18 protein-coding genes and 1 tRNA gene are annotated in these 11,869 nt (G+C 61.0%); 12 read left to right on the forward strand and 7 right to left on the reverse strand.

Annotation, left to right across the window (positions count from 1 at the left end):
- Positions 1-71 precede the first annotated feature (71 nt).
- The 9 genes from KYK29_RS03190 to KYK29_RS03230 all read left to right on the forward strand — a co-directional run bounded on the left by KYK29_RS03190 (position 72) and on the right by KYK29_RS03230 (position 4,532).
- Positions 72-482, forward strand: coding sequence for a hypothetical protein (locus KYK29_RS03190; protein ID WP_254689393.1), 411 nt, complete (start codon positions 72-74; stop codon positions 480-482).
- Positions 479-682, forward strand: a complete 204-nt coding sequence (locus tag KYK29_RS03195; protein ID WP_254689394.1) for a hypothetical protein — start codon at positions 479-481, stop codon at positions 680-682. Before KYK29_RS03190 ends, KYK29_RS03195 begins: the two co-directional genes overlap by 4 nt.
- Positions 679-2,193, forward strand: coding sequence for a terminase large subunit domain-containing protein (locus KYK29_RS03200; protein ID WP_254689395.1), 1,515 nt, complete (start codon positions 679-681; stop codon positions 2,191-2,193). The genes KYK29_RS03195 and KYK29_RS03200 overlap by 4 nt, the downstream gene beginning before the upstream one ends.
- A 154-nt stretch (positions 2,194-2,347) precedes the next feature.
- The gene (locus tag KYK29_RS03205; RefSeq protein ID WP_254689396.1) at positions 2,348-2,815 is read left to right on the forward strand and encodes a hypothetical protein; all 468 of its coding nucleotides are present in this window, start codon (positions 2,348-2,350) and stop codon (positions 2,813-2,815) included.
- Complete coding sequence (locus tag KYK29_RS03210; RefSeq protein WP_254689397.1) at positions 2,812-3,201, forward strand: XkdF-like putative serine protease domain-containing protein; 390 nt, start codon at positions 2,812-2,814, stop codon at positions 3,199-3,201. The genes KYK29_RS03205 and KYK29_RS03210 overlap by 4 nt, the downstream gene beginning before the upstream one ends.
- Positions 3,202-3,203: 2 nt before the next feature.
- On the forward strand, positions 3,204-3,653 hold the full coding sequence (locus tag KYK29_RS03215) for a hypothetical protein (protein WP_254689398.1): 450 nt from the start codon (positions 3,204-3,206) through the stop codon (positions 3,651-3,653).
- Positions 3,650-3,880: a hypothetical protein gene (locus tag KYK29_RS03220; RefSeq protein WP_254689399.1), complete on the forward strand. Its 231-nt coding sequence runs from the start codon at positions 3,650-3,652 to the stop codon at positions 3,878-3,880. The genes KYK29_RS03215 and KYK29_RS03220 overlap by 4 nt, the downstream gene beginning before the upstream one ends.
- Positions 3,877-4,068, forward strand: coding sequence for a hypothetical protein (locus KYK29_RS03225; RefSeq protein WP_254689400.1), 192 nt, complete (start codon positions 3,877-3,879; stop codon positions 4,066-4,068). Before KYK29_RS03220 ends, KYK29_RS03225 begins: the two co-directional genes overlap by 4 nt.
- A 233-nt stretch (positions 4,069-4,301) precedes the next feature.
- On the forward strand, positions 4,302-4,532 hold the full coding sequence (locus KYK29_RS03230; protein WP_254689401.1) for a hypothetical protein: 231 nt from the start codon (positions 4,302-4,304) through the stop codon (positions 4,530-4,532).
- A 384-nt stretch (positions 4,533-4,916) separates the two neighbouring features.
- Here the strand turns inward: KYK29_RS03230 and KYK29_RS03235 are convergent.
- A tRNA-Ile gene (locus tag KYK29_RS03235) sits at positions 4,917-4,992 on the reverse strand.
- 154 nt (positions 4,993-5,146) lie between these two features.
- On the opposite strand from KYK29_RS03235, the gene KYK29_RS03240 reads away from it, so the two are divergent.
- Positions 5,147-5,896, forward strand: coding sequence for an SIMPL domain-containing protein (locus KYK29_RS03240; RefSeq protein ID WP_254689402.1), 750 nt, complete (start codon positions 5,147-5,149; stop codon positions 5,894-5,896).
- 138 nt (positions 5,897-6,034) lie between these two features.
- On the opposite strand, the gene KYK29_RS03245 is transcribed toward KYK29_RS03240, so the two are convergent.
- From KYK29_RS03245 to KYK29_RS03260, 5 genes are all read right to left on the reverse strand, one after another.
- Positions 6,035-6,424 carry a hypothetical protein gene (locus tag KYK29_RS03245; RefSeq protein ID WP_254689403.1) on the reverse strand — a complete coding sequence of 130 codons (390 nt, stop codon included), beginning with the start codon at positions 6,422-6,424 and terminating at the stop codon, positions 6,035-6,037.
- Between the two features lie 103 nt (positions 6,425-6,527).
- Positions 6,528-6,884: a nuclear transport factor 2 family protein gene (locus tag KYK29_RS03250; protein WP_254689404.1), complete on the reverse strand. Its 357-nt coding sequence runs from the start codon at positions 6,882-6,884 to the stop codon at positions 6,528-6,530.
- A gap of 68 nt (positions 6,885-6,952) precedes the next feature.
- Positions 6,953-7,375, reverse strand: coding sequence for a secondary thiamine-phosphate synthase enzyme YjbQ (locus KYK29_RS03255; protein ID WP_254689405.1), 423 nt, complete (start codon positions 7,373-7,375; stop codon positions 6,953-6,955).
- A 3-nt stretch (positions 7,376-7,378) separates the two neighbouring features.
- A complete protein-coding gene (locus tag KYK29_RS22435; RefSeq protein WP_302795378.1) occupies positions 7,379-7,507 on the reverse strand; it encodes a hypothetical protein in 129 nt (42 codons plus the stop codon).
- A gap of 107 nt (positions 7,508-7,614) precedes the next feature.
- Positions 7,615-8,190, reverse strand: coding sequence for a transglycosylase SLT domain-containing protein (locus tag KYK29_RS03260; protein ID WP_254689406.1), 576 nt, complete (start codon positions 8,188-8,190; stop codon positions 7,615-7,617).
- A 280-nt stretch (positions 8,191-8,470) separates the two neighbouring features.
- Between KYK29_RS03260 and KYK29_RS03265 the strand changes: the two genes are divergently transcribed.
- Positions 8,471-9,580, forward strand: a complete 1,110-nt coding sequence (locus tag KYK29_RS03265) for a branched-chain amino acid ABC transporter substrate-binding protein (RefSeq protein WP_254689407.1) — start codon at positions 8,471-8,473, stop codon at positions 9,578-9,580.
- Positions 9,581-9,668: 88 nt separating this feature from the next.
- Here the strand turns inward: KYK29_RS03265 and KYK29_RS03270 are convergent, their stop codons facing one another.
- The gene (locus KYK29_RS03270; RefSeq protein ID WP_437437212.1) at positions 9,669-11,312 is read right to left on the reverse strand and encodes an alpha/beta hydrolase; all 1,644 of its coding nucleotides are present in this window, start codon (positions 11,310-11,312) and stop codon (positions 9,669-9,671) included.
- A gap of 104 nt (positions 11,313-11,416) precedes the next feature.
- Here KYK29_RS03270 and KYK29_RS03275 point away from each other — a divergent pair, with 104 nt between their 5' ends.
- A complete protein-coding gene (locus KYK29_RS03275; RefSeq protein ID WP_254689408.1) occupies positions 11,417-11,809 on the forward strand; it encodes a DUF1801 domain-containing protein in 393 nt (130 codons plus the stop codon).
- The last annotated feature ends 60 nt before the right edge of the window (positions 11,810-11,869 follow it).

Genomic DNA, 11,869 nt, shown 5'->3' on the forward strand with positions numbered 1-11,869 from the left:
TTGAATCTCATGCTATCTAAGGGTTTGAAGGCCCGTATGCGCTACATCTGGGCTACAAATCGAGGATTTACATGCAAAATTTGCCGGGCGTTGCCCCTGATATACAAACGAGAAAGCCGCCAATTGCCGCCACGAAAGACACAGGAAAGCTAAGGCTTCGCACCTTGTCGGATTTGGACGGTCGATCAACCGCCTACAAAATCGCGGCGGGTCTTCGCGACGACATGATTGCCGATGCTGGCGGTGTGGACGCCCTGAGCGCCGTAAAGGTCAAGCTCGTCGAGTCAGTCGCCACGATGACCGCCGTTATCGAGCATTATCACAGCCTCATCCTGTCCGGTGACACGACTGTCCCGCTCGGTGAGCTTGCCACCTTGACGAACACGCGCAATCGCACGGCGCAACTGGTCGGGCTTGGTAAAGCATCGAAGACGCTGGATTTGGACGATTATGTCAGCCAGACCTACGGGGCGAAACAATGAGTGCCGCCGACACCTATGCCGTGACCGTCCTTCGCGATGCTGTCGAGACGGCCATCATGGAAGGGCGTTTGTCGCCGCTCCAATCTTTCACCATGCGTTTGTTTTTGTCCGAAATGGAGAAGACCGCCGAGCCTGCTAACTATCATCGCCGGGCCAATATTGTCGGGCGATTTGTAGATGCCGTTGAGGCGATGCAATGACGCCAGAACAGAAGATTATGAACGCCCTTGCCGATACCAACCTTATCGGCGCTGGCCTTGCTCCTGACGGGAACATCGCAACATGGCGCAATTGGTTCGTCATCGTGAAAGCCGCCCTTGGTCTTGGCGACACGTTGAACGACGAAGAACTTGCACTGTTCAAGCGCCTAAGCGGCGGTCGCGACGTGCCATCGAAGAGAGTCCGGCGTTGCGTTGTCTTCTCCGGGAGGCGGTCAGGCAAGTCGAACGTCACCAGTGCCATCGGCCTTGGAACGGCATTGTTCGCTGACACGTCCATGCTCAAACCCGGTGAAATTGGTCACATGATGGTTGTGTCACCGACACGCGATCAATCGGCCAGCATCATGAATTACGCCGAAGGCATGGCGTCGGCTAGTCCGTTGATCGAACGTCGCATATCGGGGCGCAGCGCCGAAACGCTTAGCCTGAATGATGGTCGTGTTGCGTTGACTGTGAATGCAGCCTCGCACCGTACCACACGCGGAAAAACGCTCCTTGGTGCGATTATTGACGAGGCGACACAGCTTCGTGACGCTGAGAGTGCCACGCCTGACGTTGAACTTGTGCGCGCTCTTGCGCCCGGCCTCCTAAGCACCGGTGGAACGCTTTGGGTTATCTCGTCGGCCTATCGCAAACACGGCTGGATGTATTCGCAGTGGAAAGAGTTCTTCGGCCGGGATTCCGATGACGTGCTGGTCATTCAGGCCGCCACACATGACCTCAACCTGACGATGACCGAAGAGTCGATCCTTGCGGCTATCGCTGACGATCCAGAAGCCAACCGGGCCGAGTATCTCAGTGAGTTCCGCGACGATATTGGATCGTTGATAGATGACGCCACGGTTGAAGCGGCTATCAATTACGGTCGGCCTGCGGAATTGCCTTTCATTCGTGAGAATATGAAGCATCTGACCTTCTTCGCGGATATTTCTGGCGGCAGGCATGATGCCAGCACGTTGTGCGGCGGATTTAAAAACCCCGATGGCGTGTTCATCCCGGTCGGCCTATGGGGCCGTGACGCGCCGCACGATCCGGCTGCGGTGATTGCCGAGTTCGCACAGATCATTCGACGCTATGGACGCAATAGCGTCGTTTCTGACAATTACGCTGGCACGTTCGTTTCCGGCAATTTCGAGCGTCACGGCATCAAGTTCACCCGGTCGAGCATGGTGAAATCGACCATCTATCTCGAAAGCGTGCCGCACTTCATGCAAGGCAAAGTCGAGTTGATCGACCACAAGAAGGCACTTCGGGAGCTTCGTCTTCTAGAGCGTCGGGTCAGTAAATCGGGCAGAGATGTGGTGGACCACCCGAAAAATGGGTCAGACGACTACATAAACAGCCTGCTTGGTTGCCTCGTACACGTCATGAAGCCGCCGAGGAATCAGACTTGGGTCGGCCCGACCATCATCTTGGATGGCGTCATTCAAGATGGCCGGAATTATACGGGTGATTATCTCCCTCCCGGCGCGACTCGCTCATATTGGTAGCGGCATCAATCACAATGTCGCCACAAATGATTTTGCAATTATACTAAAGAAAACTATATATAACTCAAATATACACTTGAGAGACTGACTAGGCAATCCTTTGAATACATTGTATTATCCTGAATAACAGATCGTTATTACTCAGGATTTATTAATGTCAACAGCAACTGAAGAACTTGCCAAACTTGAAGACTGGTTTCGCTCCGAGCGTGAAAAGCTTGCCGAACAGGTCGAGGCCGAGAACGAAAAAGCCCGGCAAGCTAATGAGAAAGCCGAGGAAAAGCGCATCGCCGCGCTCAAGGCCGAGGCAGGGGAACATGCGCGTTACATCGTCGAGGACGTATCTGCGAAGCTGGACGTTGCAATTGCCGAGGTCGCCAAGTTGCTCAAGGAACGGCTCGCCGCCTTCGACGAAATCCACTCGCGCTACTCGTCGGTTTGCAACCCCGGTCATCACGCCCGGAACCCGCGCATCAATTCGGGATGTCTGGGCGAGATTTTGAATATCGCGCTGCGTGAACGTCGGGCTCCGCTGGAGGGTGGTTACAAGCTCGCCGACATGCGCGCCCTTGGTGCTGTGTACAGCCCGCCGGAGCCGAAAAAGAAGGCGAAGGCTGAATGAGTACCGATGTAGAAGTCCTGAAGGTCGCGGAAGAACGCTTACTTATCGGATGGGCAGCAGTAGCCGTTGAAAACAATGCTATCGTCACAGACCTCGAAGGCGACCAGTTTGACGACCCGGAAGACCTCCTGAAGGCCAGTACGGATTTCATGGCTGACACGCGGCAGTCGCTTCTCCGACATTCCGGGGGACAGGTCGGCACCGTTCTCCACTCCATGCCGTTAACGCCTTCGGTTTGCAAGGCACTCCGAATTGATACGGGAGGCCGCTTCGGATGGGCGGTCGGCATCAGGATTGATGATGACGAGGTGTGGTCTGCTGTCAAATCCGGCCAGCTTAGGTCCCTAAGTATCGGTGCAACCGCCACCAGACATGAAGGAAATTAATTATGGCTCGCCGACCGAAACGACTTCGCAACCTTCGCATCCGGGAAATTTCCTTGTGCGAGCGCGGTATGAATCAACATGCCGAGATTGTCCTTCACAAAGCCGCTGATCCCGCGCCGGAATTTCCCTCCATCGCTGAAGTCGCCAAGGCATTGACCGGTGCCAGTCCGGAAGTGCTCGAAATCTTCAAAGCGCAACAGGATGAGATGCGCAAAATGCTCGCCGAATTTTCCATTGATAAACAGGATGAAAACATGACCGACCCGAACCACCACTGGAACAAAGCCGTCTCGGAGTACGCCGAAAAGAACAATCTCCCGATTTCCAAGGCCGCTGTGGACATTATCACGGCACGTCCGGACATTGTAGAACGCGCCTACAGTCTTGATGCTCAGACTGCCGTCGCCCGCGAACAGGCGAAGCAAACCCAGCTTTACGGTGGCGCGGCATGAGTACCGCCATGGGAAGGCTTATCACGGCTCGGCAAAATGAGCTTGCGGCGGAATACGGCAGCGAGAAGCGAGTGCCGGTCTCCCTCTGGAATCCCAGTTACATTCATAATTTTCTGCGCGCTAATCGGTCTGATGAATATTATGCCGCGATAAAAGCTGACGACGAAGCATTCGAGGTTAATCGGCGGAAGCAAGCCAAGCGCATTCATGAAGAGATGTACGAATGAACTGGCGCAAAATCGCGGAAGAAATGGGCGCTGTGCAGGCCACTGGATCAAGCTGGAAAAGGAAAGTCGCCGTTACCCTTGGGAAGACTCAAGGGACTGGCGGCTGGTCGCGGCGCATTGTGGAATCCGAAATTGACGGAAAATCGTCTTGGGATCGCGCCGCCGAAGCAGTCTTGAAAGATCAATGAGAATTACACCGGGCTGGACGTTGGCCCGGTGTAAGGGGTGGTGAGTGACCTTCAGACCATTCACCACCCTACCAGATCGGACCATCTGTGTGTCTTTGTGACCGTGGTCTGGTGCGGGAAGTGATGCCGGTCATGAACCCCGCAAAACCGCCGCCGCTGCGGCCCATTAAAAGCGGCAATCACGACAAGGGGCGGCTCACGGGTCGCCCCTTTTCATAACGAAGGATTTTTGAATGTCGAAAACACAACGCGCCGAACAGATGCTGACGGAAAAGCAGCGTGCGACCCTGTGGAAACTGCACAGCTCTGGTAATTACGAACCGGAGAATCTAGCCGAACGCTACGGAATGTCCGAAACTGAATTTGAGTGGTACATCGTCTCAATGCAGGCCGAGCATAACGCGAAACAGCGTAAGAAAACCGATTGGGCTGCTAGGTTTGCTGAGCATCGGGCGGCGACCTAACGCCGTCATGCAAGAAAACCGACTCCCCAAATGAAGGAGCCTTAGCGTCCATGGGGCCTGTGACGGGGAAGTCAATTGTCAGGACCACTCCATCATTAATGTCAATTTTCACTGAAATGTTTTTGGGTTTGTGAACTGTGTAGCCGTCATTTTCCGACGGCGTTACTCCCCTTGCTGCCATGTTGGCTACCATTACAGCTTTAATAGCGCTTTCGATCCGCTCTCTAATGTTACGGTCACTCATTCCACACCTCCCTGTGGTTATCCCCCACGCTACCACATCGGCACGGAATCAAAAGCCGCGCTCCCGTAGCCCAATTTGTAGCCCAGATCGAGTATATCCCAAACTACAAAATAAAATATCTAATAATTTCAAGGTTTTAATGGTGGGCCCGGAGGGACTCGAACCCCCAACCAAGCGGTTATGAGCCGCCGGCTCTAACCATTGAGCTACAGGCCCGGTCCGGCGACAAGCGACGGGAACCGCCGGTCAATGGCCGCCGGCGGTGCGCATCGTCTAGACGAATTTTCGGCGACCGACAAGCGCCGCCGCATTGCGCACACATTCACGGGCGAGAAGCCGTCAGGGACACAACCGGATGGAGATACCTCCCATGATGAAAAAGACCTTCGCCCGCCGCTCCAGCGCCGGCCTTTTCGCCTTTTCCCTCGCGCTTGCCGCCGCTGTCCCCCTGGCCCATGCCGAAGACAAGGCCGGGCCGCGCGAGGCGACCATCGCGGTCACCGGGGAAGGCCGGGCTGAAATGGCCCCCGACATGGCGCTGATCGATCTCGGCGTCGTCAAGGCCGAGAAGACCGCCCGCGAGGCTCTGGACGCCAACAACAAGGCGATGGCCGATATTCTGGCCGCCCTCAAGGAGGCCGGGATCGCCGAGCGCGACCTGCAAACCTCCGGTTTCTCGATCAACCCGCAATATCAGTATCCGCAAAGCTCCACCGGCGAAAATCCGCCGCCGGTGCTGGTCGGCTACCAGGTTGCCAATACCGTGACGCTACGGGTGCGCGACCTGTCCCGGCTGGGCGAGATTCTCGACAAGGCCGTGACGCTGGGCGCCAATCAGGGCAACGGCATCCGCTTCGTCAACGACAAGCCGGAGACCGCCGTCAGCGAGGCGCGCAAGAAGGCCGTCGAGAACGCCATCGCCAAGGCGAAGGAACTGACGGACGCCGCCGGCGTCTCGCTCGGCCGCGTGCTGGAAATCTCCGAGACCTCCTATCGCGCCGAACCGATGCCCATGGTGCGCGCCATGGCGAAGGATTATGCCGAAAGCGCCGTGCCGCTGGCAGCCGGCGAAAACAGCTACTCCGTCATCGTCAACGTCACTTTCGCGCTGAACGACTGACATCCCCGGCGGGAGGGACCGCAAGGCTGCCCTTCCCGCCCGCCGGCAGACAAACCGGAAGAAAACCGCACCTCGACGCGAACGGCCCGCCCGGCAGATCCCGGGGCGGGCCGTTCGTTGACGATTGCGGCCGCTCCGTCAGCGGGAGATGCGCGGGCAACCGCGCACATTGGCGAAACTGATGCGGGCGATATGCGAATAGCGCAGGCCGGCGACTACGATACGCCGCGGCGAGGCTTCGACGATACGGGCGCGGCGCAGGCCCGCATCCTGCGCCTTCTGCGCGGCGAGCCACGGCGCGCAGCGGCCGCGATCACGGTGCGGCCCGCGACGATGATAGCGGTCACGACCGTGGTCAGGCATCTGCGCCCAGCCGGCGTCCCGCCCGTGAAAGCCGTTGCGATAGCCGGCCTGTACCACCTCGGGGCTGGTTCCGCTTGCCGCAAGAGCGGCCGGCACCGATGCGGCCAGCGCGCCGAGGCCGAGCATGGCCATCAGAAAAACGGTCTTTATCGGGAACGGCATCATCGGCTCTCCTTCGGTTCTTGCCGGGGCATCGGCCCCGGACGATCGGAAGGAATTCTGCAATCCGGCCGCTGAACGCAGGCGAAACCGGCCGTTCAGCCGCCGTTCAACTTCCGCCGGAAGACAATAGCGCAAGCCGCAGGACACGCCCCTCCTCCACCTCGATGAGGAGCGCCGCCTCGCGGGAGCGGGCCGTCCCGTCGGGCGACCAGCCGCGCGCCGTCAGCCGGACGGCGATATTGCCGCCGCTCCGATCCTCCATCACGAGAGCGTCGCCATAGGTTTCATCGCTTGCCTGGAAGTGGCGGGCCAGCCGCTCGCGAAGCGCCTCGCGGCCCATGTCCATGCCGCCGCCGAAGCCGGAAAGTGCGATCTCCTCGTCGGCCAGCGCCGCCAGTGCGGAAAAATCGCGGGCGTTGAGCGCCGCGACGACGGCGTGTGCGATAGGGCTGTTGTCTGCCATGATCCTCTCCTCTGGCTGCCTTCTCCAAACGGCCCTGCCCGCCGACGGTTCCCTCACGCAAGGGTCCCTCAGGCGGAAAGGTGTAGCGCGATCTCCCGCTGGTGCGGCCGGTCGCGATGCTCGAAGAGATAGAGACCTTGCCAGGTGCCGAGCGCCAGTTGTCCGCCGATGACCGGGATGGCGAGGGAAACCGGCGTCAAGGCCGCCTTGATGTGCGCCGGCATGTCGTCCGGCCCCTCCAGCCTGTGGGTGATCCAATGCATGGAGCGATCGTCCGACGACGGCACGAGCCGGCGGAAAAACGCCTCCAGATCGCGCCGCACGTCCGGATCGGCGTTTTCCTGAACGAGCAGCGAACAGGACGTGTGCCGCACGAAAAGCGTCAGCAGCCCTGTCTCCTGCCCTGCATCGCGCACGAAGGCGACCGCCCGCCCGGTGAATTCGTAAAGGCCCTGTCCCCGGGTGGCGACGGTAACGATACCCTGCGTCATGCCCTATGCGCCGAGGAACCAGAAGACGCCGCCGCCGACCGCGATGAAGACGATGATCAGGCCCAGCAGCCGGGCGAGCCCTTCGTTGGTGTTCGTGGTGTTGCCGACGATGGCATAATAAAGATCGACCATTCCTTCGTCCTTTCCTGCCAGACGCATCCTTGAGCATCGTACCGGAAACACCCGGCCGGAGGAAACAGCCCGTTCCACCCCGCCGGGTGTTTCCTATTATGCGTCTTCTACCAGCCGGCGCCGCAGGCCCGCATCTGGCGGGCATAGTTCGAGGCCATGCTCGCCGCCCGTTTCGCACCGTTCTTCGCCGTGGTGCTCCAGTTGCCGCGCTTGTAGCCGGTATGGCCATGGTAATAGGCGATATAGAGCCGGTAGGTATCGTTGAGCGCGATACCGTTGCGGGTATGGCTCTGGTGGTGATACCAGCCGATGAAACGGATCGCGTCGCCGAAATCGGTGCGGCTGGCCGTCCAGCGGCCGGTCTCCTGCTTGTAACGCGCCCAGGTGCCGTCGAGCGCCTGGGAAAAGCCGTAGGCCGTCGAGGCGCGTTTCCAGGGAATGAAGCCGAGGAGCCAGGTGCGCGGCGGTCGGGCGTTATGCCGGAAGCCCGATTCCGTATAGATCGTCGCCATCAGCACCGGAACGGGAACGCCATATTCGCGCTCCACCTTGTGGGCCGCCCGGCGCCAGTTGTTGAACAAGCCGTCTCGTTGCTCGAAGATGGCGCAGACGTTCTGCGTCTGTCGCGGGACAGACGCGCAGCCGGCAAGCAACAGGAGGACGACGACCAATACGCAACGCATCGCAAATCCTCACTTTTCGCGAGGATTTATAATTCGTGAATCTTAACATTTCCTTTTTTCTCAAATGCCGCGGACCGGGCGGCAGGCAGAGCCCGTCGCTATTATTTTGTTGCGCTTTCGAGCGCCATTGCCTAATCAATCTAACGCGCGGCGAGGCTATGGCGCACGTTTGTTCCGCCCGCCCGGGGAGCGTTCCGACTTCAGGCCTGTGGTAAAATGCCCGCCGGCGCGGGCGCCGGCCCACAACCGGGGTTTCGAAAGACCACTTGAGGAGAGATTCATGAAGAAAAAGAAGATTTTCGCTGGCGCGCTGCTTGCAGCTTCGGTCGCCTTCGCTCCGCTTGCCCACGCCGATATCGTGATCGGCCTCGTCGCTCCGCTGACCGGCCCGGTCGCCGCCTATGGCGATCAGGTCAAGAACGGCGCCGAAGCCGCCGTCGCTGAAATCAACAAGAACGGCGGCATTCTCGGCGAGCAGGTCGTCCTGAAGCTGGCCGACGACGGCGGCGAGCCCAAGCAGGGCGTTTCGGCGGCCAACCAGCTCGTCGGCGAAGGCATCCGCTTCGTCGTCGGACCGGTCACCTCCGGCGTCGCGGTCCCGGCTTCCGAAGTCTTCGCGGAAAACGGCGTCCTCATGGTCACGCCCACCGCCACCGCTCCGGACATCACCGCCCGCGGCCTGCCCAATATCCTGCGCACCTGCGGCCGCGACGACCAGCAGGCCGAAGTCGCCGCCAACTATGTGCTGGCGAACCTGAAGGACAAGAAGGTCGCGATCATTCACGACAAGGGCACCTACGGCAAGGGCCTTGCCGATTCCTTCAAGGCCGCGCTCAATGCCGGCGGCGTGGAAGAAGTGCTCTATGATTCCGTCACGCCGGGCGAGAGAGACTTCAACGCACTGATCACCCGCCTGAAGGCCGACGGCGTGGAAGTCATCTATTTCGGCGGCTACCATCCGGAAGGCGGGCTGCTCGCCCGTCAGCTCAACGATCTTTCGGTCAAGGCGCTGATCATCGGCGGCGAGGGTCTTTCCAACAGCGAATACTGGGCGATCGGCAACGAAGCCGCCGCCGGAACGATGTTCACCAACGCCACCGACGCGCTGAAGAGCCCGGATTCACAGACGGCCGTCAAGGTTCTCGCCGAGAAGGGCATTCCCCCGGAAGCCTTCACGCTCAACGCCTATGCCGCCGTGGAAGTGCTGAAGGCCGGCATCGAGAAGGTGGGCAGCGCCGACGATTCCGCCGCCGTCGCCGCCGCGCTGAAGACCGGCGAACCGATCCCCACGGCCATCGGCCAGCTCACCTATGGCGAGGACGGCGACCTCACCTCCCAGAGCTTCTCGCTCTTCAAGTGGGAAGACGGCAATATCGTCGCCGCCGAATAAGGTCTTAACGGCCCAAATTGCAGACGCCGGGGTTTCAGCCCCGGCGTTTTCGTTTGTGGAAGGGAGCGCCGGACAAGCCGCCACGGCCTCATCGCCGCGCCCGGAACCGTTCCTTCAGCCGGGCGATATCCGCCTCGTCCCAATCCGTCACCCGCGTCACAGCGATCCATGGGTCGATATAGTGTTCGCCGGCGTAGACATGGCCAAGCCCCATCGGCGCAGTGGTCGCCATGGCCATATCGAGCGTCAGCTGGAGCAGCGTCACGACCGGATACCACTGGAAGGCGGGAGAAACGTCCGGCCCGCGCGGCGCCGCCATGAAGGCCGGCTGTCGATAGAAGGCATAGGGATCGTAGAAGGTCACCGGATCGCTGGCATATTGCAGATAGACGATGCGCATCGGCCCCCAGTGGTCGCCCGCCTCCGGCAACGCGTTGCGCTGGCTGGTGAAGCGGACATAGGAGCCATCGCGGAAGCGCGGAAGCCAGGCGGGCGAACCGGGATTGCGGCCCGCCGTCATCGCCCGCCAGATGCGGCTTTGAAACGGCGGGCCGGCCCATAGCGCGCCCTGATAGGGATCGCCGATCACCTCGAAAAGCTCCGCCGATTGTTCGGAGGAAAGCGCGCCGAGGCTGAGGCCGTGAAGATAGAGCTGCGGCCGGCTGTCCTTCGGCAGGGTCGTCCAGTGATCGTAGACCGCCCTGAACAGCGCACGGGCGGCTTCCGCTCCGTAGTCGGGCTCGGCCAGCAGAGACAGCCAGCTTGCCAGATAGGAGTATTGGATCGCCACGCTGGCGATATCCCCACGGTGAAGATATTCCACCGTATCGAGCGCCTCCGGGTCGATCCAGCCGGTTCCCGTAGGCATGACGACGAGAAGCACCGAACGCTCGAAGCCGCCGACACGGATGAGTTCCGCAAGCGCCAGTTCGGCCCGCGCGGCAGCTGTATCGGCGGCGTTCAGCCCGACGTAGACGCGCAGCGGCTCCAGCGCCGGCCTGTCGGTAAAGGCGGCGATCGCCATGCGCGACGGCCCGCCGGACACGAAGGCGCGCCCCATCCGGCCAAGGTCCTCCCAGCGCACCAGCGAGGCGGTGCTGCCGGATTTCATCGGATCGTCGGGCTTGGCGGTCTCCGGCTCGACAAGCTGGTCGAGCGCCCGGAAAGACGAATCCGCCATATGCAGCACACCGCGGAACAGCACGCCCTCGGCCGCCATCCAGAACAGCGCCAGCGCCAGAAGCGTCCCGATCAGCACGGCAAGCCGCGCCGGCGCGGCGCGGCGTGACGTCCGGGTCAAGAGCGTGGCGACGAGGACGAACAGACGTCCGATCAGCAGGATGGACAGGAAGACGGCAAGCGCGATCAGCCCGACATAAAGGGGATGCGCCGTTTCGATGGGCGGAAGCTGCATGATCGCGCGGATGGAATTCTGCCATTCCGCCGTCCGCCACAGGAACACCAGCACGATGACGCCGCAGATCGCACCCGCCGCCCCGGTCATCCGCAGACGCATCCGCCCCGTCGGCTCCGGCAGTTCGAGCCAGCGCCACAGGCATTCGAACAGCACGCCGAGCCCGTAACCGCATCCCATGGCGACCCCGGACAGCAGGCCCTGCGTCACATAGGTGCGCGGCAGAAGGCTCGGCGTCAGCGACGCGGCAAAGAAAAGCGTGCCGAGGACAAGGCCGGCGATGGAGAAGGAAAACAAAAGCCGTTGGAAGATCGCCATTCCCGTCATACTCAATAAGGACCGCCGCACGGCCGTAACCGGCAAACAACTTGGCACGGCGGGCGCGGAGGGGCAATCTTGCAGAAACAGGGAGACCGTGACGAATGACGCCTATCGGAAAGGAAGCGTCGGCGGACGATCCGCAAGCCTATCTGGCCCGGCTTTCCGGCTGGCGGAAACAGACGGTGGAAACGCTGCGCGCCACCATCCTTGCCTCCGGAGCGCTGAAGGAAGGCATCGGCTGGGGTCATCTCGTCTATTCCGCCAGCGGCCCCGTCCTGCTCGTGCGTGCGGAAAAGGGCCATGTGCTCCTCGGTCTCTGGCGCGGTCGTGGCCTGCGCGACATCGAGCCGCGCCTGCGGCCGGGCGGCCGTCGCGACATGGCGACGATGGCCTTTCTGGAGGGCGATACGGTGGAAACCCGGATCGTCTCGCGGCTCGTGCGGGAAGCGGTGCGGCTGGACGCCAGACTGGGCGACCCGACCACCGCCGGCTGACCCCGAAAACGACAGGACCCCGCAGCTGCCGGCTGCGGAGTCCTGATGAAAGCGAACGGC

It is taken from the genome of Shinella daejeonensis (genome assembly GCF_024281235.1).
Classification (GTDB): domain Bacteria; phylum Pseudomonadota; class Alphaproteobacteria; order Rhizobiales; family Rhizobiaceae; genus Shinella; species Shinella daejeonensis.

Coding starts and splice junctions, on each gene's coding strand:
- KYK29_RS03230 (WP_254689401.1), top strand. CDS start 4,302: ATGTCGAAAACACAACGCGCCGAACAGATGCTGACGGAAAAGCAGCGT.
- KYK29_RS03205 (WP_254689396.1), top strand. CDS start 2,348: ATGTCAACAGCAACTGAAGAACTTGCCAAACTTGAAGACTGGTTTCGC.
- KYK29_RS03245 (WP_254689403.1), bottom strand. CDS start 6,424: ATGATGCCGTTCCCGATAAAGACCGTTTTTCTGATGGCCATGCTCGGC.
- KYK29_RS03260 (WP_254689406.1), bottom strand. CDS start 8,190: ATGCGTTGCGTATTGGTCGTCGTCCTCCTGTTGCTTGCCGGCTGCGCG.
- KYK29_RS03255 (WP_254689405.1), bottom strand. CDS start 7,375: ATGACGCAGGGTATCGTTACCGTCGCCACCCGGGGACAGGGCCTTTAC.
- KYK29_RS03265 (WP_254689407.1), top strand. CDS start 8,471: ATGAAGAAAAAGAAGATTTTCGCTGGCGCGCTGCTTGCAGCTTCGGTC.
- KYK29_RS03200 (WP_254689395.1), top strand. CDS start 679: ATGACGCCAGAACAGAAGATTATGAACGCCCTTGCCGATACCAACCTT.
- KYK29_RS03210 (WP_254689397.1), top strand. CDS start 2,812: ATGAGTACCGATGTAGAAGTCCTGAAGGTCGCGGAAGAACGCTTACTT.
- KYK29_RS03250 (WP_254689404.1), bottom strand. CDS start 6,884: ATGGCAGACAACAGCCCTATCGCACACGCCGTCGTCGCGGCGCTCAAC.
- KYK29_RS03225 (WP_254689400.1), top strand. CDS start 3,877: ATGAACTGGCGCAAAATCGCGGAAGAAATGGGCGCTGTGCAGGCCACT.
- KYK29_RS03220 (WP_254689399.1), top strand. CDS start 3,650: ATGAGTACCGCCATGGGAAGGCTTATCACGGCTCGGCAAAATGAGCTT.
- KYK29_RS03190 (WP_254689393.1), top strand. CDS start 72: ATGCAAAATTTGCCGGGCGTTGCCCCTGATATACAAACGAGAAAGCCG.
- KYK29_RS03240 (WP_254689402.1), top strand. CDS start 5,147: ATGATGAAAAAGACCTTCGCCCGCCGCTCCAGCGCCGGCCTTTTCGCC.
- KYK29_RS03270 (WP_437437212.1), bottom strand. CDS start 11,312: ATGGCGATCTTCCAACGGCTTTTGTTTTCCTTCTCCATCGCCGGCCTT.
- KYK29_RS03195 (WP_254689394.1), top strand. CDS start 479: ATGAGTGCCGCCGACACCTATGCCGTGACCGTCCTTCGCGATGCTGTC.
- KYK29_RS03215 (WP_254689398.1), top strand. CDS start 3,204: ATGGCTCGCCGACCGAAACGACTTCGCAACCTTCGCATCCGGGAAATT.
- KYK29_RS22435 (WP_302795378.1), bottom strand. CDS start 7,507: ATGGTCGATCTTTATTATGCCATCGTCGGCAACACCACGAACACCAAC.
- KYK29_RS03275 (WP_254689408.1), top strand. CDS start 11,417: ATGACGCCTATCGGAAAGGAAGCGTCGGCGGACGATCCGCAAGCCTAT.